The sequence below is a fragment of the Nocardia sp. NPDC050435 genome, from assembly GCF_040655395.1.
GTDB lineage: Bacteria > Actinomycetota > Actinomycetes > Mycobacteriales > Mycobacteriaceae > Nocardia.
On the sequence record NZ_JBFAJW010000005.1, the window covers coordinates 311,846 to 331,717 of the forward strand.

The following is a 19,872-nucleotide window of genomic DNA, read 5'->3' on the forward strand; positions in this document are numbered from 1 at the left end:
CTAGTTGGGGGAGGTTTCCCCCACCGCCAGGGCATCCTGCAGCGAATCGAAGACCGCCAGCATCTTGTCCAGCCCGGTGAGTTCCATCGGGCGGCGGGCGGCTGCCGTCGCGACGATCCGCAGGTCGACTTCCGGATGCGATCGGGACGCGCCGAGCAGCACGCTCAGGCCAGCGGACCCGAGGAAACCGACCTCGGACATGTCGATCACCACGGTGGCCGGAGCTTCGCGCAGCACCTCATCCAGCCCGGCCTCCAGCTGCGGCGCGGAGGCCATGTCGATTTCGCCGCGGACCGCCACGATCACCGTGGTCGCTACCGTGCGCGAACCGATCTCGAGTGACCCCGAAACACTTTCAGCACTCACTGTCCACCTCCTGTGACGCGTAACTCCGCGGTGAACTTACCCCATCGCGGGCAACCTAATCGCCAACTGCCGGACCCCGGGAACGCTTTCGGACGGAAGCAGTCCAAGATCACGACCCCCAGGTATGACGGCGCGGGAATCGGGTACCCCCTGTTCGAGCAGGGAGGTGAACCATGAGAAATCCACACCGACCGGCGCCCCTGGACGTGACTTTCCCCGCCGAGCCGACCCGGCTGGCCGAAGCCCGGCGCGCACTGCGCCAATGGCTTTCGGACCGTGCTGTCGACGCCGATCAAGCTTACGACATCCTGGCCGCGACCGACGAGGCCTGTGCCAACGCGATCGAACACGGCTGCCGCGATCGGCCCGACGGCGCGGTGCGGCTGCGGGTGTCCGAGGAATCCCGCTGTCTGCGCGTCACGGTACGTGACAATGGCCACTGGCGGCCGCCGGTCGTCCAGCACGACAACTACCGGGGCCGCGGGCTGTCGCTGATGCGCAGCCTGATGGACCAGGTCAACGTGCAGCCCACGGCCCGGGGGACGACCGTCGACATGCACACCAGGCTGGCCGATCCCGCCCGGCACGGCGCCGACCGGGCTCGCGGCCTGGTCGCGCACTAGTCCGCCGGGTCGCGCGGGCGCGGCCGGGGGCCGATGGCGTCCAGCAAGGCGTTGACGTCGTCGCCGAAGCCGTTGCCCACCGCGGTGGGCGTCTTGTTCGGGAACCGCTTGCTGACGTGTTCCTCGGCGGCCGACCCCTCCAGCACGTAGACCGGCTCCGGTTTGTTCTGCAACGGCCGCACCACCTCGTCGAGATGCTGCTTGCGGTTGTCGAGGAAGGCGCCGATCACGTCCTCGCCCGCGGGGCACACGGCCATGCAGTAGCCCGCCTTGTAGTTCGGCTTGAACGACAGGCTCTGCCACATCGAGAAGGATTCGCCGCGGGTGACGCGCTCGTTGTAGTCGGCGCGGCTGTCGCTGTCGGCGACGGTCTCGGCCCAGTCGGTGAAGCCGCCCATGAACTCCCGGTAGTTGTGGGTGTAGCAGGCCTGGAAGTCGAAATTGTTCTCCATGATGGCCCCGACCGGGCAGGCCGAGATGCACAGCTTGCATTCCAGGCACGGGTTGTAGTCCAGGGCGGCGGTGTACTCCTCGACCACGGCGTCGGTGACGACGGTGCCGAGCAGGATGAAGTTGCCGAACTTCGGATGAATCACATTGCGGTGGATGCCCATCACCCCGAGTCCGGCGGCCTGGGCGATCACCTTGTGCTCGAGCACCCAGATCCGGCCGGGGAACTGCTGGACCTCCATCGGATAGCCGGGCGCGGGATAGACGGCGCGATAGCCGGCGTCCTGGAGCGCCCGGGTGATGCGGCGCGACACCTCGTTGGTGTCGTCGTCGGCGTGGTTGAATTCGGCGTTGGCGAGGCTGCGGTGTGGTGCGCGCAAGTTGTCGCGGTTCATCCGCACGCAGAACGCGATGTAGGTCTGCGCGCTGGGCAGGATCGCGCGCGCGTGCTCCAGTTCCGCGGCGACCTGCGGGTGCTCGACTGCGACGAAACCCACGTCGTCCGCCCCGGCGGCGGCGCAGATCTCGCGGAGTCGCGCGGTGGTCAGCACCGGCGGGGGCTCGGTCCGGCCGCGCTCGCGCATCTTGATCACGGTCGGGTGGTCGGCCAGCCGCCGCCGGCCCGTCGCTTCGTTGTCCGATTCCGGCATCGGCCCTCCTGGTGTCGCTGAGACCGCTCCGGTCTCACTGGGGTAGACCCGGCCCGGCCGCGGAATTCATCGGTCGAGATCCGATGAATTCCTTTGCTGCGGAAAGGATGTGCGCCGAAACGCCGCACGTCGCGCGGGCGCACGGCCTAGAGTGGGGTCCTGCGATGCGGGAGGACATGGCGAGCAGGCGAGCGGTGCTGCAGGCGGGAGCGATCCTCCCGCTGGTCACCGCGTGCGCGCCCAGCGTGCTGCTCGGTCGCTCCGGGGTGGTGCGGATCGCGGTGTCCTGGAGCGGAACCGAGCTGGCGGCCTTCCGCGACCTGCTGGACGGCGTCGCCGGCACCACTCCCGTGGAGGTGATCCCGCTCGGCGACGAGATCGAGACGGCCTTCGCCGCGGGCGGCACCACCGCGCCCGACATCGTGATGCTGCCGCGCGCCGGGCGGGTGCAGGATCTGGCCGAACGCGGTCGGCTGCAGTCGATTCCGCCGGAATGGTGGGCGGGGGAGTACCCGGACTACTGGCGGCCGCTGCTCACCCACCACGGCCGGTTGTACGGGGTGCCGTTCAAAGTCGCCGACAAGTCGATGGTCTGGTACGACCGCGAGGCCGTCGCCGAGCACGGCCTGGGCGACCCGGAAACCTGGACGCTGCCCTACCTGACGGGTACGGCGCGGGACCGGCTGGCCGGCACCTCCTGGCGCTTGCTCGCGCTGGCCGCCGCCGACGGCTGGGTGCTCACCGACCTGTTCGAGAACCTGCTGCGCTCGGCGGACCCGGCCACCTACGACCGCCTGGCGAACGCGGCCGCGGGCCAACGGGATTGGCGCAGTCCGGGGATCGCGCAGGCCCTCGAGCATTTCGGCCGGTTGTGCGGTGGTGAGCAGGCGCTGCTGGGCGGCGTCGGCGCCAGCCTGACCCGCCAGTTCCCGGACGCGGTGCACGAGGTCTTCGAACGCCGCCGCGCGGTGCTGTTCATCGGTCCCGACTTCGCCGAACCGGTGGTGCGCCGCAGCCTCGTTCGTTCCCGGCGCCCCATGGACGTGGTCGGCGTGGCCGACTTTCCGCGCGTCGCGCTGGAAAAGGCCCGGCCGCACATCATCGGCGGCGACATCATCGTGCTGACGCAGCGGGCCGGGGAGTCGGCGCGAGCGATCGCCGCGCGCCTGGCGGGGCCGCGGGCGCCGCTGCCCTGGATCGAAGGACACGGTGGCTTCCTGGCGGCGAATCAGCTCGCGCCCGCGGCCTATTCGGCCTGGCTGGCGCCCCGCGCCGCGGCGCTGGCGGCCCGCACCGCGCCGCCGGACGCGAAGCAGACCGCGGGCACCGAACAGCTCGCGTTCGACCTCTCCGACCGCATCGGCGCGGTCGGCGGCCGAAACGGATTGTGGCGCACGCTCACCGAATTCCTGGTGGCCGTCGGCGGGTCGACGCCGGTGCCGGTCGCGGCCGAGCGGGCGATAGCCGACCTGGCCGAGCTGGAAGGACGGCAGCGGTGACACCACCCCTGCGCTTCGAGGCGCACGGCCTGCGACTGGAGCTGACCACCCGGCGGATGCGCGGGCCGCTGGTGCTCGGCCGCCCGCCGTGGCAGTGGCCCGCGTGGGCGGCGCGGGTACCCGCGTTCGCGCTCATCGTCGGACTGCTGGTGACGCCGTTCGTCTGGACGGTGGGCATCGCGGCGGACAGCAATCCGCGCATGGTCTTGGGCTGCGGGCTCTTCCTCGCCGGCGTGGTGGGGTTGCGCGCCGGTCACCGCGTCAACTCCGGCCGGACCCCGCGGTCGGCGGTCCTCGTGGCGCTGCCCCTGGCGGTCGCGGTGGCCGGGGCGCTGATCACCGGTGTGGCGTTGACCGACCTCGGACTGTGGTCATATCTGCGGACGCTGTGCTACGGCGTGGGCGGCGTGCTCGTGGTGGTGATCTGCGGGCTCGGCCTCGGGCTGCCCGCGCGCCGGATGCGCTGGCTGTGGCTGCCGCTGCTGGTGGCGTTCGGCATCTCGGCGCTGGTGTCGGGCGTGGCGTTCCGGCTCATTTTCCAGCGGCTGGGCAGTGGCATCGAGAGTCTGGCCGGGTATCAGATCCTGTTCGTCTGCATGCTCGGTTCGGCGTTCCTGTGGACCTGGCTCGGGTTCGCGGTCGGAGTCTTCCGGGCGGGTTTCCGCGCGCTGGAGGCGGATGCGGCCTACGCCGACACTCTGATCTGGCCGGGGTGGTCGGGCACCTACGAGTTCTGGAAGCGCTTGCTGCGGTTGCTGTTTCCCGCCGTCGTCGTGGTGGTCATGGTGGTCGGCATCGCGGCGGCGCGGGTCTTCGACATCGTCCTGATCGGCGTGCCCGGATCGATGCAGCACCAGGTGGACACCGCGACCGTGCAGTGGTGGCGGCTGGCCACCGAGGCCGAACCCGCTGCCGCCGCGGCGTATTCGCTGCCGCTGGCCGTGCTGGTCGGGTGTGTGGCGTGGATGCTGCAGACGTTCCTGGGCAAGCAGCAGCGCAGTCTGATCGCGATGCCGGAACCCGGGCCCGAGGTCATCCGCGATCCCCCGAAGCCGGGCGAGGTGCTGCTCATCGGGGCGGTGTCGCTGCTCGCGCTCGCGCCGATCCTGGCGCTGTCGGCGGTGGCCATCGGGCTGCCCGACGGCCTCGGTCTCGGGGCACTCGACCGCACCGTGCAGGATACGGCGCTGTGGCGGTCGCTGACGACGACCGCGGTGGTCGCCGGGACCGCCACCGTCCTGGTGGTGGCACTGGCCCTGCCGATCGCCCATCAACTCGCCGCCTGGGATCCGAACGCGCCGGCGGACACGTCGGGTGGTCCGGTCATGAGATGGCTGCGGCAAGGGCAGCCGCATGCCCGGCGCGCGGTGCTGCTCGCGATCGTGGTGCTGGCGGTGCTGCCGGTGCAGAGCTATCTGGGGCCGCTGCACCAGTTTCTGGAGGGCCAGGGGCTGGCCGGCACCCGCGTGCCGCTGATCGTGCTGCACGTGGCGGCGGGTCTGCCGATCTCGATCCTGATCCTGCGCGGCGCGCTGCTCGCGCACAAGGGCAGCCCGGAAGCCGACAGCCTGCGCGGCCTCGCGAGCCCAGGCCGGGTCCGCGAGCGGGTGCGCCGGGCCGCGGGCCCCGCGCTGGTGGCGGTGGCGGTGCTGGAATTCGTGCAGGTCTGGAACGACTTCGTCGTCGGCCTGATGATCAGCGGCGCGGGGACCAGCCCGTGGTCGCTGCTGCTGTGGGGCGAAGCCCGCCAATTCACCGAGAACATCGGGCAGTTGGCGGCCAACGCGCTGGTGTCCTCGATTCCGCCGGTGGTGCTGGTGCTGCTCACCTGGCGGCGGTGGCTGCTGCCCGGACTGATCGGCAAGGCGCTCTGATGACCGCCCCTGATTCCTCCGGGCGCGACGGCGACGCCGCGGCCGCCGTCGGTTTGACGCGCTCCTCGGCGTGGCGGCGGACCGTGACCGCGGCCTCGCTGATCGGCACCGGCGTGGTCACCAAACTGCTCGGCGACATGATGGTCAAGTCGCTCACCGAGGATTCGGTCCTGGCCAATGTCGGTCGCGCGCTGTCCGGCGTGTGGCTGGCGCTGCTGGCGGTGGCCGCCCTGTTCGCGCTGTACCGGTGGTTCGAGACCCGCCGCGCGCGCATCCGGTCGGCGCGCGAGGTCGAGGTGCTCGAGCGGCTGGTGCCGCCGGGGCCGCAGATCGAGCCCCTGCCGCACGCGTGCCCCGGATCGGAGCTGAGACCCGATCCGCGCGGACTGCCGGACGCCATCGCGAAACTGCCTCGGGTGCTGAGTGCGCTGGGCATCAAGGAATACGATTCCGCCGCCCTGCTGGCCGTCATCGCCGCCGTCGCGGAGATTCCGCTGAAGCTCTCCGACACGACGGTGACCGAGCCCGACCCGGCCCAGGTGCTGCTGCGGCAGTTGCGCGAGTCGCGGGCGGTGCATCTCGGTGGGCGGCAGGGCTATTGCGTGGACGCCCGCGCGCCGGACGCCGTGGTGGCGCACCTCGCGCCCGAGGAGCATGCGGCCGCGACGGCGGAGTGGGCGGCACAAGCGGTGGGTACGCCCGAATGGCGCGTGACGATATCGGTGTTGCTGCAGCACTGGGCCGATCTGGCCGGGCTCTGGGCGCTGGGCCTCAATCACGACGAGCTGGCCGCCGGCGCCCGCCGTTGGTTCGAGTATCGGCAGGACCATCTGTACAAGCTGGTCGGCGTGGCTGGCAGCTGGGCCGAACAGTTGCCCCGGGACGCCGTTCCGGCGGTGGCTCGCCTGGTGGACGCCCTCGATGTGTGGAAGGCGGTACTGGGGGAGCCGCGATACGAGGACAGCGTTCCGGAAGCGTTGCAGGGCAGATTGACTGCCCGGGATCTGGCCTGGACGCGGGCCGGCCGGCTCAACGAACGTCCGCGCTATCGCGGTCGGTTCGCGATGGCACCCGGTCGGCGGGCGCGCGCGCTCCATCACGCAGCGCTCGAGCAGCTCGATACGCTCGCCGGCCGCGAGGAGAATCCGGCGCCGGGGCAATTCGACCCAGTGGTGCGCAAGCTGACCAGGGCGTGGTGGCGGCTGCCGCGCACCGATCTGGTGGGCGAGGTCTGCACGGCGATCGATCTGGCCGTCGTGCACCTCGTGCAGGGTCGTTTCGAGGCGGCGGCCGACCGGCTCGATCTGGCCGAAACCTTGGCGCGGCGGGGTGATCCGGGCGGGCTGGCGCACGCGCGTGAGATCTGGGGTGTGCTGTACTGGGCGCGCGGCGAACCGCGGCGTGCGCTGATCGCGTGGAACGAGGCGCTGGAGATGTACAGCGCGCTGGCCGATCAGGTCGGGGCGGGTCGCTGTCAGCAGCATCTCGGTTCGGCGCTGGTCGTCGCGCCGCAGCATGCCTCCGTGCTGGATGCCGAGGTCGGGCCGGCGCCCGCGGAGGTGCTGGAGCAGGCGCGCCGGCGGCTTCGCGAGGCACAGGTTCTGCATCCGCAGGCCCGGTTCGCCGAAGACTACTACGACGCCGCCGGGCGTCTGCTCGGTCAGCCGCCCCGCCCCTGAGTCGTTGCGGTGGTTTTGGATACACCGTATTTCCGTGTGGCGCAATAGATTACGGTTGTGCAACGCCGTAACGCGACCTCTGTGGCGATCGATGAACAGCACAGTTCGTCGGGGCGATACAGGAGGAGACGACATGAAGTCGCTGGTGATGACGGTCGCGACGATCGCGGCGGCAGTGGGGCTGACGGGGTGCGGCAGCGATGCCGCGAGCACGGGAACGTCCCCGGTGACGCCGCCGGGCGGTACCACGGCACAGTCAGAGTCGGGCGCTCCCGGGTCGCCGCGCGAGCCGGCGTCCCAGCCGGTGCCGGCCTCGAACCCGCCCGCCGCCCCGACCTCGCTCCCGTCCCGCGACGACGCGACGGTCGACGCCCGGGATTACCAGATCGGCGATCAGTTCTACTTCCAGTCGCCGAGCGGAAACATCAAGTGCGGGTTCATCAACGACAACACCTTCGGCACCGGTTGCCAGCTGAAGGACGCGAAGGTCATCCCCGCGCAGCTACAGCCCGGCTGCGACAACAGCCCGGCCCGCAAGGTCGCCGCCTATGTGCACGGTACGACGGCGCAGTTCATCTGCCTGAGCCAGGGCGTATTCGTGGGGATTCCGCAGAACACCGGCGGCGGTCCGGGTGAGGGCGGCGGCAAGATCCTGAACTACGGCGAAACCCTGATCGTGCGGGGCACCGCCTGCACCTCGCTCGAGGCGGGCGTGCGCTGCGACCAGGGCGGCCACGGCTTCTTCATCGCCGCCGACCAGCAGTACCTGTTCTGAGCCCACCGTGCGGTGGCGCGGGTCGTCGCCGGCTTTCCCGCGCCCCGCACGGCGGCCATTCGGTCAGCCCGTGCCGCCGCTCGGCCGCCACGCCCGCGCCGCCAGGCGCTCCAGCGTGTCGATCGAGAACGGCTGTGTCACACGGCGATTGAGCCCGGGGGCGACCCGGAGCAGGACATAGCCGAGCCAGGCCTCGGGCCGCACCGGGACCACGGCGAGGTCGTAGCGCACCGCCCGCTGCACGGCCCGGGCCACCTGGTCCGGGCTCAGCGGATCGAAGGGCAGCCGCGCCGCGAGCTCCTGGAGCCGCCGCGTGAATTCCTTACCGCGAGCGATCAATTCCGGGTCGACACCCACCAGTTCGGCGTGCTCGCCGATATTGGTGTTGATGACCCCGGGGCAGATCGCGCTCACCCCGACGCCCTTCGGCCCGAACTCCAGCCGCAGGCACTCGGTGAGCATCTTCACCCCGGCCTTGGACACCGAGTACGCCGACATCACCGGCGTCGGCGTGAACGCGGCGGCCGAGGCGATATTGACGATGTGCCCGCGCTTTCCGGCCTCGATCATCTGCCGGCCAAAGACCCGGCAGCCGTGCACGACGCCGAAAAGGTTGACGGCCAGCTGCTTTTCCCAATCCGCCGGCGTCAGGTCGACGAAAGCGCCGGAGACCGCGATTCCGGCATTGTTGACCAGCACATCCGGAACCCCGTGCGTGAGGCGGACTTCGGTGGCGAAGTCGGACCAGGCGTCGGCATCGGTGACATCCAGCCGGGCGGCCGCGGCACGGCCGTGCTCGATCAGGTCGACGGTCTCCTTGGCCGCGGTCAGATCGATGTCGGAGACGATGACGTAAGCCCCGGACCGGGCGAAGCGCAGCGCGGTCGCCCGGCCGATGCCGCTGCCCGCCCCCGTGACGATCACCAGGCGCGGGCGCATGTCGTTGAGTTTCACGGCGTTTCCCTAGCGGAGGTGGTCCACGAGTTGGCCGTCCTCGCCGAACAGCTCGTACTGCCAGTGCGCCAGCAGTTCGGTGGTGTCGTAGTCGTCCGGGTGGAAACCGGGGCGCAGATAGCGCGCGAGTTCACCGGCGATGCCCTGGAAGATGGGGCCGGTGAACAGGGTTCGTGCCTGCCGGGCCACCAGTAGCGGATGGCGGCGGGCATAGCGATCGAGTGCGAGCGCGGCGGTCAGGCCGCCCGCGGTGAGGGGGACGGTCAGCGCCAGCAGTCCGACCATCGTGGCGATGCGGACGGTTTCACCGCCGCCCACGGCCCGGTACACGTCGAAGGCCACCGACTTGTGCTCGACTTCTTCCAGTGCGTGCCAGTTCAGCAGGTTGCGCACCTCGGCGTCGCCCGCGAGCGCCTGGATCTCCGGTTTGCTCAGCACCCGCACCGCGAGCACGGTGGTGTAGTGCTCGGCCGCGGCGGTGGCGGCCAGGTGCAGGTGCGCGGGGACCAGATTCTCCAGCTGTTTGATGCGGTTCTGCACGCCCTGGGAGTCGATCCAGCCCACGGGATAGCCCAATTCGACCAGTTTCGCGTTGAGTTTGCGGTGCTCGCGGCCGTGCGTGGCTTCCTGGGCGGTGAAGCCGGTGGCGCGGCGTTTCAGCTCCGGATCGGTGACTTTGCCCGCGACCCGGACCACCGATCGGATGAACGATTCCTCGCCGGGCGGGAAGGCGGCGGACAGGCCGGAGATGAAATGGCTGAACACCATGTCCCCGCCCGCGTAGTACTTGGACAGCGGTTGTGGTTCGCCGAAGGTGAATCGGATGCGCCTGGCCCGTGGATAGGTGGCGGCGCGCTCGCTGGTTCGCATGCTCGGATGGGTCATGAGACACCTCGTTGTATCGGTACCCGTGGTACTGGATAGCTCTACGTTACCGTCTCAGACAGCCGGTGGGAAGCCTGTAATTCGCCGTTCATGATCATGAATTCTGTTGTGCCTCTGGCGAACACGATGCGCCAGAGTGCGTTCGCAGGCATGCTGGAAGAGGTGCACCCGGGCGGGCAGGATGGTGGTCGAAGTGGACGACGCTGCGATGGACGCGTACTCCCGCACGGTGATCCAGGTCGCGGAATCGGTGACGCCGCACGTGGCCAGCGTGCGCACCCGGCGCGGTAGCGGGTCGGCGGTGGTCTTCACCGACGACGGCTTCCTGCTCACCAACGCCCACGTCGTCGGCTCGGCGCCCGGGGGTGAGGTGGTGTTCGCCGACGGCGTCGAATCCCGCTTCGACGTGGTCGGCATCGACCCGCTCTCGGATCTGGCGGTGCTGCGCGCCCGTGGTGGTGCGCCCGCGGCGGTCCGGCTGGGTGACGCCGACAAGCTCGTGGTCGGGCAACTGGTTGTCGCGGTGGGCAATCCGCTGGGGTTGGCGGGTTCGGTCACCGCGGGCGTGGTCAGCGCGCTGGGCCGGGCGGTGCCCGTCGCCTCCCGGCGCGCGGGCCGCGTCATCGAGGACGTCATCCAGACCGACGCCGCCCTGAACCCCGGCAATTCCGGTGGTGCGCTGGCCAATTCGGCCGGTCAGGTGGTGGGCGTCAACACCGCCGTGGCGGGCATCGGCGTCGGGCTCGCCATTCCGATCAACGCCACCACCCGCCGCATCATCGGCACCCTGCACAGCGAGGGCCGCGTCCGCCGCGCCTACCTCGGCCTGGTCGGCGTCCCCGCACCCCTGCCCGCCACCGTGGCCGCGCGCACCGGCCAGCGCGCCGGCGTGCGCATCATGGAGGTCGTGCGCGGCGGCCCGGCCGAGCAGGCCGGCCTGCGCCGCGGCGACCTGGTCCTCAGCGTCGCCCGCGCCGAAGTCCGCGACGCCCAGGGCATCCAGCGCCAGCTCTTCGGCGAGGCCATCGGCAAAACCATGCCCGTCACCGTCCTCCGCAACGGCGCCATGGTCGACGTCTTCGCCATCCCGATCGAACTCACCGTCGACTAGCGCACTGGTGCCAGGGCTTCCTGAGCAATCGGCGCGGGCTTCCAGCGGGCGTCCAGGATCAGGCCGGCGATGCCCAGGGCGATGCAGACGGCGGTGATGACGTACATCGCGGGGTGGGTGCCGCCGGTGAGGGAGTCGGCGAGGACGACGGTGCCGATGGTGCCCGGGGCGGAGCCCAGGACCGAGGCGATCAGGTAGGGCCAGAAGCGGATCGCGGACAGGCCGCAGCAGTAGTTGACGATGGAGAACGGGGCGAAGGCGATCATGCGCAGGGAGCCGACGGCGAGCCAGCCGCGGCGAGCGAGCCGCTCGTTGACCTCGCGCACCGCCGGATGGGTGAGCCGGGCGGCGACCCGATCCTGATCGAGCGCGCGGACCAGCAGCAGCGCCATGGCCGCCGCGGCGGTCGTCGCCACCAGGGCGACCAGCAGGCCCAGCCCCGCGCCGAAGAGCACACCGCAGCTGATGGTGAACACCGAGCGGGGCAGCGGCGCGACCGTGGCCACGGCGTAGACGACACAGAACAGCAAGGGGAACCACGGCCCGAACGAGCCTGCCCACTGCTGGATCTCGGCGGGCGTGGGCAGCGGCGCGAACAGCGCCGCCGCGAAGAGCGCGCCCACGAGCAGCAACAGCGCCAGGCTGCGCGGGCGGCGCAGCAGCCGGATCGCCGTCGCGAGGCGGGCACGCGCGGGACTCGCTCCGGCAGGGTGCCGCGCCTCGTGGACCTGCGGTCCGGGCCCGTCGATCGGCTCGCTCACCGGCGCCAGGTTACCGGTTGGTATTGGCGGCCTCGGTCAACCGCGGTGCGTGCTCCAGCTAGCATCAGGAGAGACGGGACGAATGCTCGTTAACCAAAGTGCTCGCTGAGCTGGGCGAATGCGGCGGTATCGGGTGCGCACCACTGGTGTGCTCGTGGCGAGTGGAAGAGGGATGGCAGCTATGCCGAATGCAGATCCGGTGCCGGAATACGCCGCGTGGCGTAAAGGTGTGGCAGGGGTACTGGCGAAGGCCCGCAGGGTCGAGATCGCCGATTTGCCGGACGAGCCCGAGCAGCTGCTCGCGGAAACCACCTACGACGGGCTGACCATCGCCCCGCTGTACACCAGCCGGGACGAACTGCCCGAGCAGCCGCTGCCGGGTGCGTTCCCGTTCGTGCGTGGCGCCGACGCCACCCGCGACGTGCATCGCGGCTGGTATGTCAGCGCGCACTTCGCCGGCGACGCCGCCACGGTGAACCGCGAAATCCTGGTCGGCCTGGAGAACGGCCTCAGCGCCGTCTGGCTCGGCGCCGGCGAACGCGGCGTGCCGGTGGCGGAGCTGCCGACGGCGCTGTCCGGCTTGCTGTTCGAACTCGCGCCGCTGACCCTGGACGCGGGCAGCGCCGTCACCGAGGCCGCCGCACAGGTTTACGCGACCCTCGACGGCTACGACAGCCCCGATCGCGCGGCGATCCGGGTCGCGCTCGGCGCCGCCCCGCTGACCAGCCGCTTCACCGGCGCCGACGATATCGCGCTGGACGCGGCCGTCGAGCTGGCCGGTGCGGCCGCCGCCCGCCCGGAGACCGTGCGCGCGATCACGGTGGACGGCACGGCTTTCCACGACGCCGGCGCCGCCGACGCCCAGGAGCTGGGCGCGGCCGTCGCCGCGGGCCTGGAGTACCTGCGCAAGCTCACCGCCGTTGGACACGACACCGCGGCGGCGCTGGGCCAGCTGGAGTTCCGCTTCGCCGCCACCGACGACCAGTTCGCCACCATCGCGAAATTCCGTGCCGCCCGGCAGCTCTGGGCGCGCGTCGCCGAGGTGTGCGGCCTGCCGGACTTCGGCGGCGCACCGCAGCACGCGGTGACCTCCGCGGCCATGATGAGCCAGCGCGATCCGTGGGTGAACCTGCTGCGCACCACCCTGGCCGCATTCGGCGCGGGCGTCGGCGGCGCGGACACCGTGACGGTGCTGCCCTTCGACTCCGCGCTGCCCGCGGGCGAGCTCGGCGTCTCGAAGTCGTTCTCCGACCGCATGGCTCGCAACACCCAGCTGCTGCTGCTCGAGGAATCGCATCTCGGATTCGTGCAGGACCCGGGCGCGGGTTCCTGGCACGTGGAGAGCTTCACATCGGAATTGGCCGCCAAGGCCTGGGAATTCATGCAGGAGCTGGAGACCGCGGGCGGCTACCTGGCCGCGCTGGAATCCGGACTGCTCGCCGAGCGCATCGCCGCCACCAAGGCCGCGCGCGATGCCGATGTGGCACACCGCAAGACGGCCGTCACCGGCGTCAACGAGTTCCCGAACCTGGCCGAGAAGCCGCTGTCGGAGGCGGCCCGCGAGCCGGGGCGGGTCGCGCGCTACGGCGCCGCCTTCGAGGAGCTGCGCAACCGCTCCGACGCCTATCTCGCCGCGCACGGCGCGCGGCCGAAGGCGCTGCTGGTGCCGCTGGGCACGGTCGCCGAGCACAATGTGCGGGTCACCTTCATCGCGAACCTGCTCGCCTCCGGCGGTATCGAATCGAGCAACCCGGGCCCGCTGACGGTCGACGGCATCGCCGCCGCCGCAACCGAATCCGGGGCGGCCATCGCCGTGCTGTGCGGTGCGGACAAGCGTTACGGCGAGGAGGCCGGCGCGGCCGTCGCGCAGCTGCGCGCGGCCGGGGTGACGACGGTGCTGCTGGCCGGTGCGGCGAAAGCCGTTGCCGGACTGGCGGAATCCGAGCGCCCCGACGGCTACCTGGCCGCGAAGATCGACGCGGTCGCGGCCCTGTCCGGCCTGCTAGAGAAGGTGGGAGCCTGATGACGATGTCGGAAATCAAGCATGTGATCGGCAATTTCGCCGAGGTGCCGCTGCACGAGCGTGCGCCCGAGGCGGCCGCCGTCGACGCGGCGCGGGTCCAGGAGTACGTCGCGGGCGCGGCCGCGGCCAACAACTACGCGCCGGAGCAGCTGTCCTGGTCGACGCCCGAGGGCATCGACGTGCGGCCGGTGTTCACCAAGGCCGACCGCGATGCCGTTGCCGCCGAGGGGTATCCGCTCGACAGCGTCCCCGGCATCGCGCCGTTCCTGCGCGGTCCGTACCCGACGATGTACGTGAACCAGCCCTGGACGATCCGGCAGTACGCGGGCTTCTCCACCGCCGCCGACTCCAACGCCTTCTACCGCCGCAACCTGCAGGCCGGCCAGAAGGGCCTGTCGGTGGCCTTCGACCTGGCCACGCACCGCGGCTACGACTCCGATCACCCGCGCGTGCAGGGTGACGTCGGCATGGCCGGTGTCGCGATCGATTCCATCCTGGACATGCGCCAGCTCTTCGATCACATTCCGCTGGACCAGGTTTCGGTGTCGATGACGATGAACGGCGCGGTGCTGCCGATTCTCGCCCTCTACGTCGTGGCCGCCGAGGAGCAGGGCGTCACGCCCGAGCAGTTGGCCGGAACCATTCAGAACGACATTCTGAAGGAGTTCATGGTCCGCAATACCTACATCTATCCGCCCAAGCCCTCGATGCGGATCATCTCCGACATCTTCGCCTACACCAGCGCGAAGATGCCGAAGTTCAACTCGATCTCGATCTCCGGCTACCACATCCAGGAGGCCGGTGCGACCGCCGACCTGGAGCTGGCCTACACCCTGGCCGACGGCGTCGAGTACATCCGCGCCGGCATCGACGCGGGCATGGAGGTCGACAAGTTCGCGCCGCGGCTGTCGTTCTTCTGGGCGATCGGCATGAACTTCTTCATGGAGGTCGCCAAACTCCGTGCGGGCCGCCTGCTCTGGAGCGAGCTGGTCGCGAAGTTCGAGCCCAAGAGCGCGAAATCGCTGTCGCTGCGCACCCATTCGCAGACCTCGGGCTGGTCGCTGACCGCGCAGGACGCCTACAACAACGTCGCGCGCACCTGCATCGAGGCGATGGCCGCCACCCAGGGCCACACCCAGTCGCTGCACACCAACGCCCTGGACGAGGCGCTGGCGCTGCCCACGGACTTCTCCGCGCGCATCGCCCGCAACACCCAGCTGCTGATCCAGCAGGAGTCCAACACCACCCGCCCGATCGACCCGTGGGCCGGTTCGTACTACGTGGAATGGCTGACCCACCAGCTGGCCAACCGGGCCCGCGCGCACATCGCCGAGGTCGAGGCGCACGGCGGCATGGCGCAGGCGATCGGCGAGGGCATTCCCAAGCTGCGCATCGAGGAGGCCGCCGCCCGGACCCAGGCGCGCATCGACACCGGCCAGCAGCCGGTGATCGGCGTCAACAAGTACCAGGTGGAGGAGGACCAGCAGGTCGAGGTCCTCAAGGTCGAGAACTCCCGGGTGCGGGCCGAGCAGATCGAGAAGCTGGAACGGCTGCGCGCGGAACGTGATCCGGACGCGGTGCGCCGTGCGCTGGCCGAATTGACCCGGGCCGCGGGCTCTTCCGAGGGCGGCATGCAGAACAACCTGCTCGCCCTCGCCATCGACGCCGCGCGAGCCAAGGCTACCGTCGGCGAGATCTCCGACGCGCTGGAGCAGGTGTACGGCCGGCATCAGGCCGAAATCCGTACGCTCTCCGGTGTGTACCGCGACGAAGCCGGAAAGGTCACCAACATCAGCAAGGCGATCGAGCTGGTCGAGGAGTTCGCCGAGGCCGAGGGCCGCCGTCCCCGCATCCTGGTCGCCAAGATGGGCCAGGACGGGCACGACCGCGGCCAGAAGGTGATCGCCACCGCCTTCGCCGACCTCGGCATGGACGTCGACGTCGGCCCGCTGTTCCAGACCCCGGAGGAGGTGGCCCAGCAGGCGGCGGACAACGACGTGCACATCGTCGGCGTCTCCTCGCTCGCGGCCGGTCACCTCACGCTGGTGCCCGCCCTGCGCGCGGCGCTGGCCGAGGTCGGGCGGCCCGACATCATGGTGATCGTCGGCGGCGTGATCCCGCCCGACGATTTCGCCGAGCTGTACGAGGCCGGCGCGGCGGCGATCTTCCCGCCGGGCACCGTGATCGCGGACGCGGCGATCGACCTGCTGAAGAAGCTGGGCGCGTCGCTCGGGCACGAGATCGGCGGCGACGGGGCGTAATGACCGCACCATCGCGCAGCGATTCCGCGGGGGCCAAGCGCGTCATCGACGTGGACGCCCTGGCCGAGGCGGTCCGCAACAACGAGCGGGCCGCCCTGGCGCGCGCCATCACCCTGGTCGAGTCGACCCGGTCCGATCATCGGCAGCAGGCGCAGCAGTTGCTGCTGCGCCTGATGCCCGCAGCGTCGGATTCGGCGCGCACCGCGGTGTCGAATCGGGTGGGCATCACCGGTGTTCCGGGTGTCGGCAAGTCGACGTTCATCGACGCCCTCGGTATGCGCCTGATCGAGCAGGGGCACCGGGTCGCGGTGCTCGCCGTCGACCCGTCCTCCACCCGGACCGGCGGCTCGATTCTCGGCGACAAGACCCGGATGGCGCGACTGTCGGTGGAGCGCAACGCCTTCATCCGGCCCTCGCCGACCGCGGGCACGCTCGGCGGTGTCGCCAAGGCCACCCGCGAGACCATCGTGCTGCTCGAGGCCGCCGGGTACGACGTGATCCTGGTGGAGACCGTCGGCGTCGGCCAGTCCGAGGTGACGGTGGCCAACATGGTCGACGTGTTCTGCTTCCTGACGCTGGCGCGCACTGGAGATCAGTTGCAGGGCATCAAGAAAGGCGTGCTCGAGCTCGCCGATCTGGTCGCCGTGAACAAGGCCGACGGCAAGCACGAATTGGAGGCCAAGTCGGCCGCGCGCGAGCTGACCGGGGCGCTGCGCCTGATCCACCCGCACGACGCCCTCTGGCGTCCACCGGTGCTCACCATGAGCGGCCTGGAAGGCGTTGGCCTGGACAAGTTCTGGGCCACCGTGCTCGACCACCGCCGGGTGCTCACCGACGCCGGTGAGTTCGACGAGAAGCGCCGGCGCCAGCAGGTGGACTGGACCTGGACCATGGTGCACGACCAATTGCTGCGCCGCCTCGCCGACAACCCGAACGTCAAAGCCATTCGCGCACAGGTCGAAAGCGAGGTCCGGGCGGGTACCCTCACCGCCGCCCTGGCCGCCGAACAACTCCTCGACGCCTTCGACAGCTGAATATTCGGTTGCGGCGGCCCGTAGAGTGATCGGTGACGGGCCGGCGACGATCGGTTATCGCCAAGCTGGAGGTTGCGGGTTCGAATCCCGTCCGGGGGCGCACCGCTCCCGTCGTCCAACCAGGTAGGATACCAGCCTCAAAAAACCGGTCGGCACCACCATGACCGTCGGTGTGCCAGGGGGTTTCGCGCCCCCTGGCACACGCCTCAGTTGCCGTACTGCTCGGTTTCCGGGCGTTCGATCAACAGGATGTGGGCGGGAGTGTCGGCGACCGGGCGGTGCCGCAGGCCCCGGGGGACGACGAACAGATCGCCCGCGGTGAGCACGACCGGCGGGCGGTTGTCGAGTTCCAGGCGGAAGGTGCCGTCCCAGCAGAGGAACAGCTCGTCCTCGTCGTGGTGATGCCAGGGGAATGCGCCGTCCAGCCGGGCGAGACGGACGACGGCGTCGTTGACCAGCGCCAGGTCTCGCGGCTGGTAGGGGCCGGGCAGGGCGGCGAGGGCCGCGGGGATCGAGGCGGTCGGGGCGGTGCTGGTTTCGCTCATATGAGCAATCCTGCGATCGGCCGACGAGCGGTCACAGAGCCAATCCGGCACAATTGGTTTGGTTATGGATCCAATTGATGTGCCGGAGCGGCTGGGCCGGTGGTCGGCCGGGCGCGGGCCGCTGTATGTCCTGCTGGCCGCGCGGTTGCGGCAACTGATCGACGACGAGGAACTGCCGCCGGGCACCGCGCTGCCGCCGGACCGGCAGTTCGCGGCGCGCCTGGCCGTGGGGCGCAGCACCGTGGTCGCCGCCTACGACCTACTCGAATCCGAGGGGCGGATCGTGCGGCGGCAGGGGAGCGGCACGCGGGTCGCGGGTTCCGCTCGCCCCGCCGGGCCCGGTACCACCGGCGCGCCCATGTTCCTGCACCTGCTCGAGCCGCGGCCCGAGGTGGTGTCGCTGGCCTGCGCCGCACCCGACGCGCCGCCGCCCGAGATCGCCGCGGCCTATGCGGCGATCGTGCCGGAGCTGGCCGCGCTCACCGGCGAAATCGGTTATCACCCGGCAGGTCATCGCCCACTGCGCGCTGCCCTGGCCGACCGCTACACCCGTCTCGGCGCACCGACCCGACCGGAGCAGATCCTCGTCACCAACGGTGGCCAGCAGGCGCTGACCCTACTGGCCAGGGCCCTGCTGCGACCAGGCGACCGGGTGCTGCTCGAAACACCCACCTACCCTGGAGCATTGGAGGCCTTCCAGGAGCAATCGGCACTGCTGCACGCGCTGCCGATCGGCCTGAACGGGTTCGGCGCGGCGGTCCGCGCCCGGCATCCGGCGCTGGCCTACGTCACTCCGACCTTCCACAATCCCACCGGCGCAACCCTTTCCGTGCTGGTGCGGCGGCGGTTGGCGGAGGAGGCCGAGCGCGCGGGCGTGCCGCTGATCGTCGACGAGGTGCTGGCCGATCTCGCTTTCCCCGGCGAAACCACCCCACCGCCGGTCGCCGCCGACGTCGATTCCGTCATCACGATCAGTTCGCTGAGCAAGAACCTCTGGGGCGGCCTGCGCGTCGGCTGGATTCGGGCCGACCCCGGCCTGATCGCCCGGCTGTCCCGCTTGCGCGCGGTCGGCGATCTGGGCGGAAACCTGCCCGCCCAGATGGCCGCCACCCACCTGGTCGCGAACCTGGACGCGCTGTGCCGGGCGCACGCCCCCGCCCGCAAGGCCGCCCACGACCTGCTGCTCACCGCACTCGCCGAGCACCTCCCGGACTGGCGGATCACCCCGGTGCGTGGCGGCCAATCGCTGTGGATCCGGTTGCCCCACGGTGACGGCAGTTCCTTCGCCCAGACCGCCCTCCGGCACCACGTCGCGATCCTCGCCGGCAGCGGCCTCGATCCCAGCGGTGCGAGCGACGAATACATTCGCATCCACTTCCGTCATCCGCCGGAGGTGTTGCGTGAGGCGGTCTCGCGGCTCGCGACGGCGTGGCGGGCCTATCAGCCGCCGGTCCGGAAACAAGGGGCGGTGCCGGCCTTCGCCATCTGAGCTGTCGTCGCCCGCTGACCCGAGCGATAGCGGGAACGCCCGGCGCGCCCAGCACTGCTGGGTTGAAACCCCGTACGGAAGGCGACCCGCTGGACAGCGCTAGGGTGGCGGGCGACTGCTTCGGCTAGCGAAAGAGATGGGCTGTGACGGTGAATCCCGATCCGGGTGCGGGGACCCCTGCTCCGCGTAACGACCGGAAGGTCCTGATCCAGGTACTGGTGGCGGTCGGACTGGTCGCAGTGATCGCCGCGGTGGGGCTGGTGCTGGTACTGCGCGAGAGCGGGGCAACTGACACCGTCGTGGCCGGGCAGGCCCTGCCCGTCTTGCCGCGAAACGTAGGTGCCGACGGTGCGCTGCGGGTCGGGCCCGAGGACTCGAAGGTGGTCGTGCGATTGGTGGCGGACCTGCAGTGCCCCGCCTGCCAGGCTTTCGAGAAGATCCACGGCACGGTGCTCGAGCAGACCGTGGCCAAGGGCGAGGCCGCCGTCGAGTACAGCATCATCAGCTTCCTCGATCGCGCCTCGACCGATCAGTACTCCTCGCGCGCCGGCAACGCGGCGTACTGCATCGCCGACTCCGGCACGGGCGACTACCAGAAATGGCTGGCCACGATGTTCGACCGGCAGCCCCGCGAAGGCGGCGCGGGCCTGGCCGACAGCGCCCTGATCGAGATCGCCCGCTCCGCCGGATACCAGGACGCGGCGGTGGCGCAGTGCATCACGGAGCGCACCTACGACAGCTACCTGCGCCAGAAGACCCAGGAGATCCTGGCCGGCGGCGTCAACTCCACCCCGACCGTCCTGATCAACGGCGCCAAGGTCGCCAACAGCGCGCTCGCCACCCCGGACGGCCTCGCCGCCGCCATCACCGCCGCCCCCTGACCGCGGCACCGA

General features: G+C 70.6%; 17 protein-coding genes. 11 read left to right on the top strand and 6 right to left on the bottom strand.

What is annotated here, in order from left to right; genetic code table 11:
• Nucleotides 1-366, bottom strand: coding sequence for an STAS domain-containing protein (locus tag AB0I43_RS17425; RefSeq protein ID WP_356978308.1), 366 nt, complete (start codon nucleotides 364-366; stop codon nucleotides 1-3).
• Between the two features lie 173 nt (nucleotides 367-539).
• On the opposite strand from AB0I43_RS17425, the gene AB0I43_RS17430 reads away from it, so the two are divergent.
• Nucleotides 540-989, top strand: a complete 450-nt coding sequence (locus AB0I43_RS17430) for an ATP-binding protein (RefSeq protein WP_356978306.1) — start codon at nucleotides 540-542, stop codon at nucleotides 987-989.
• Here the strand turns inward: AB0I43_RS17430 and AB0I43_RS17435 are convergent.
• Entirely contained in the window at nucleotides 986-2,089 is a 1,104-nt protein-coding gene (locus AB0I43_RS17435) for a 4Fe-4S binding protein (protein ID WP_356978304.1), read from the bottom strand. The two genes, AB0I43_RS17430 and AB0I43_RS17435, sit on opposite strands and share 4 nt — an antisense overlap.
• 176 nt (nucleotides 2,090-2,265) lie before the next feature.
• Between AB0I43_RS17435 and AB0I43_RS17440 the strand changes: the two genes are divergently transcribed.
• From AB0I43_RS17440 to AB0I43_RS17455, 4 genes are all read left to right on the top strand, one after another.
• Entirely contained in the window at nucleotides 2,266-3,588 is a 1,323-nt protein-coding gene (locus AB0I43_RS17440; RefSeq protein WP_356978302.1) for an ABC transporter substrate-binding protein, read from the top strand.
• Complete coding sequence (locus AB0I43_RS17445) at nucleotides 3,585-5,462, top strand: hypothetical protein (RefSeq protein WP_356978300.1); 1,878 nt, start codon at nucleotides 3,585-3,587, stop codon at nucleotides 5,460-5,462. The genes AB0I43_RS17440 and AB0I43_RS17445 overlap by 4 nt, the downstream gene beginning before the upstream one ends.
• The gene (locus AB0I43_RS17450; RefSeq protein WP_356978298.1) at nucleotides 5,462-7,141 is read left to right on the top strand and encodes a tetratricopeptide repeat protein; all 1,680 of its coding nucleotides are present in this window, start codon (nucleotides 5,462-5,464) and stop codon (nucleotides 7,139-7,141) included. Before AB0I43_RS17445 ends, AB0I43_RS17450 begins: the two co-directional genes overlap by 1 nt.
• A 133-nt stretch (nucleotides 7,142-7,274) precedes the next feature.
• Entirely contained in the window at nucleotides 7,275-7,916 is a 642-nt protein-coding gene (locus AB0I43_RS17455) for a DUF6636 domain-containing protein (protein ID WP_356978296.1), read from the top strand.
• Between the two features lie 63 nt (nucleotides 7,917-7,979).
• Here AB0I43_RS17455 and AB0I43_RS17460 read toward each other — a convergent pair whose 3' ends face one another.
• Nucleotides 7,980-8,870 carry an SDR family NAD(P)-dependent oxidoreductase gene (locus tag AB0I43_RS17460; RefSeq protein ID WP_356978294.1) on the bottom strand — a complete coding sequence of 297 codons (891 nt, stop codon included), beginning with the start codon at nucleotides 8,868-8,870 and terminating at the stop codon, nucleotides 7,980-7,982.
• Between the two features lie 9 nt (nucleotides 8,871-8,879).
• Nucleotides 8,880-9,755 (bottom strand): metal-dependent hydrolase, encoded by an 876-nt coding sequence (locus AB0I43_RS17465; protein WP_356978292.1) that lies wholly within the window; start codon nucleotides 9,753-9,755, stop codon nucleotides 8,880-8,882.
• Nucleotides 9,756-9,936: 181 nt separating this feature from the next.
• Between AB0I43_RS17465 and AB0I43_RS17470 the strand changes: the two genes are divergently transcribed.
• Nucleotides 9,937-10,866, top strand: a complete 930-nt coding sequence (locus AB0I43_RS17470; protein WP_356978290.1) for a trypsin-like peptidase domain-containing protein — start codon at nucleotides 9,937-9,939, stop codon at nucleotides 10,864-10,866.
• On the opposite strand, the gene AB0I43_RS17475 is transcribed toward AB0I43_RS17470, so the two are convergent.
• On the bottom strand, nucleotides 10,863-11,627 hold the full coding sequence (locus AB0I43_RS17475) for a TVP38/TMEM64 family protein (protein ID WP_356978288.1): 765 nt from the start codon (nucleotides 11,625-11,627) through the stop codon (nucleotides 10,863-10,865). The two genes, AB0I43_RS17470 and AB0I43_RS17475, sit on opposite strands and share 4 nt — an antisense overlap.
• Before the next feature lie 172 nt (nucleotides 11,628-11,799).
• Here AB0I43_RS17475 and AB0I43_RS17480 point away from each other — a divergent pair, with 172 nt between their 5' ends.
• From AB0I43_RS17480 to meaB, 3 genes are read left to right on the top strand one after another with little or no spacing between them, the layout of a single operon-like run.
• Complete coding sequence (locus AB0I43_RS17480; RefSeq protein WP_356978286.1) at nucleotides 11,800-13,650, top strand: methylmalonyl-CoA mutase family protein; 1,851 nt, start codon at nucleotides 11,800-11,802, stop codon at nucleotides 13,648-13,650.
• Nucleotides 13,650-15,911, top strand: a complete 2,262-nt coding sequence (scpA, locus tag AB0I43_RS17485; RefSeq protein WP_356978284.1) for a methylmalonyl-CoA mutase — start codon at nucleotides 13,650-13,652, stop codon at nucleotides 15,909-15,911. The genes AB0I43_RS17480 and scpA overlap by 1 nt, the downstream gene beginning before the upstream one ends.
• Entirely contained in the window at nucleotides 15,911-16,945 is a 1,035-nt protein-coding gene (gene meaB / locus AB0I43_RS17490; RefSeq protein WP_356978282.1) for a methylmalonyl Co-A mutase-associated GTPase MeaB, read from the top strand. Before scpA ends, meaB begins: the two co-directional genes overlap by 1 nt.
• A 206-nt stretch (nucleotides 16,946-17,151) precedes the next feature.
• On the opposite strand, the gene AB0I43_RS17495 is transcribed toward meaB, so the two are convergent.
• On the bottom strand, nucleotides 17,152-17,490 hold the full coding sequence (locus AB0I43_RS17495) for a cupin domain-containing protein (protein ID WP_356978280.1): 339 nt from the start codon (nucleotides 17,488-17,490) through the stop codon (nucleotides 17,152-17,154).
• 64 nt (nucleotides 17,491-17,554) lie between these two features.
• Between AB0I43_RS17495 and AB0I43_RS17500 the strand changes: the two genes are divergently transcribed.
• Nucleotides 17,555-18,979 carry a PLP-dependent aminotransferase family protein gene (locus tag AB0I43_RS17500; RefSeq protein WP_356978279.1) on the top strand — a complete coding sequence of 475 codons (1,425 nt, stop codon included), beginning with the start codon at nucleotides 17,555-17,557 and terminating at the stop codon, nucleotides 18,977-18,979.
• Nucleotides 18,980-19,122: 143 nt separating this feature from the next.
• Nucleotides 19,123-19,860 carry a thioredoxin domain-containing protein gene (locus AB0I43_RS17505; RefSeq protein ID WP_356978277.1) on the top strand — a complete coding sequence of 246 codons (738 nt, stop codon included), beginning with the start codon at nucleotides 19,123-19,125 and terminating at the stop codon, nucleotides 19,858-19,860.
• Nucleotides 19,861-19,872: the final 12 nt, after the last annotated feature.

What these genes read in the sequence shown, in the direction of transcription:
- AB0I43_RS17430 (WP_356978306.1), top strand. Translation starts at nt 540, where the DNA reads ATGAGAAATCCACACCGACCGGCGCCCCTGGACGTGACTTTCCCCGCC.
- AB0I43_RS17435 (WP_356978304.1), bottom strand. Translation starts at nt 2,089, where the DNA reads ATGCCGGAATCGGACAACGAAGCGACGGGCCGGCGGCGGCTGGCCGAC.
- AB0I43_RS17440 (WP_356978302.1), top strand. Translation starts at nt 2,266, where the DNA reads ATGGCGAGCAGGCGAGCGGTGCTGCAGGCGGGAGCGATCCTCCCGCTG.
- AB0I43_RS17450 (WP_356978298.1), top strand. Translation starts at nt 5,462, where the DNA reads ATGACCGCCCCTGATTCCTCCGGGCGCGACGGCGACGCCGCGGCCGCC.
- AB0I43_RS17455 (WP_356978296.1), top strand. Translation starts at nt 7,275, where the DNA reads ATGAAGTCGCTGGTGATGACGGTCGCGACGATCGCGGCGGCAGTGGGG.
- AB0I43_RS17465 (WP_356978292.1), bottom strand. Translation starts at nt 9,755, where the DNA reads ATGACCCATCCGAGCATGCGAACCAGCGAGCGCGCCGCCACCTATCCA.
- AB0I43_RS17470 (WP_356978290.1), top strand. Translation starts at nt 9,937, where the DNA reads ATGGTGGTCGAAGTGGACGACGCTGCGATGGACGCGTACTCCCGCACG.
- AB0I43_RS17480 (WP_356978286.1), top strand. Translation starts at nt 11,800, where the DNA reads ATGGCAGCTATGCCGAATGCAGATCCGGTGCCGGAATACGCCGCGTGG.
- scpA (WP_356978284.1), top strand. Translation starts at nt 13,650, where the DNA reads ATGACGATGTCGGAAATCAAGCATGTGATCGGCAATTTCGCCGAGGTG.
- meaB (WP_356978282.1), top strand. Translation starts at nt 15,911, where the DNA reads ATGACCGCACCATCGCGCAGCGATTCCGCGGGGGCCAAGCGCGTCATC.
- AB0I43_RS17495 (WP_356978280.1), bottom strand. Translation starts at nt 17,490, where the DNA reads ATGAGCGAAACCAGCACCGCCCCGACCGCCTCGATCCCCGCGGCCCTC.
- AB0I43_RS17500 (WP_356978279.1), top strand. Translation starts at nt 17,555, where the DNA reads ATGGATCCAATTGATGTGCCGGAGCGGCTGGGCCGGTGGTCGGCCGGG.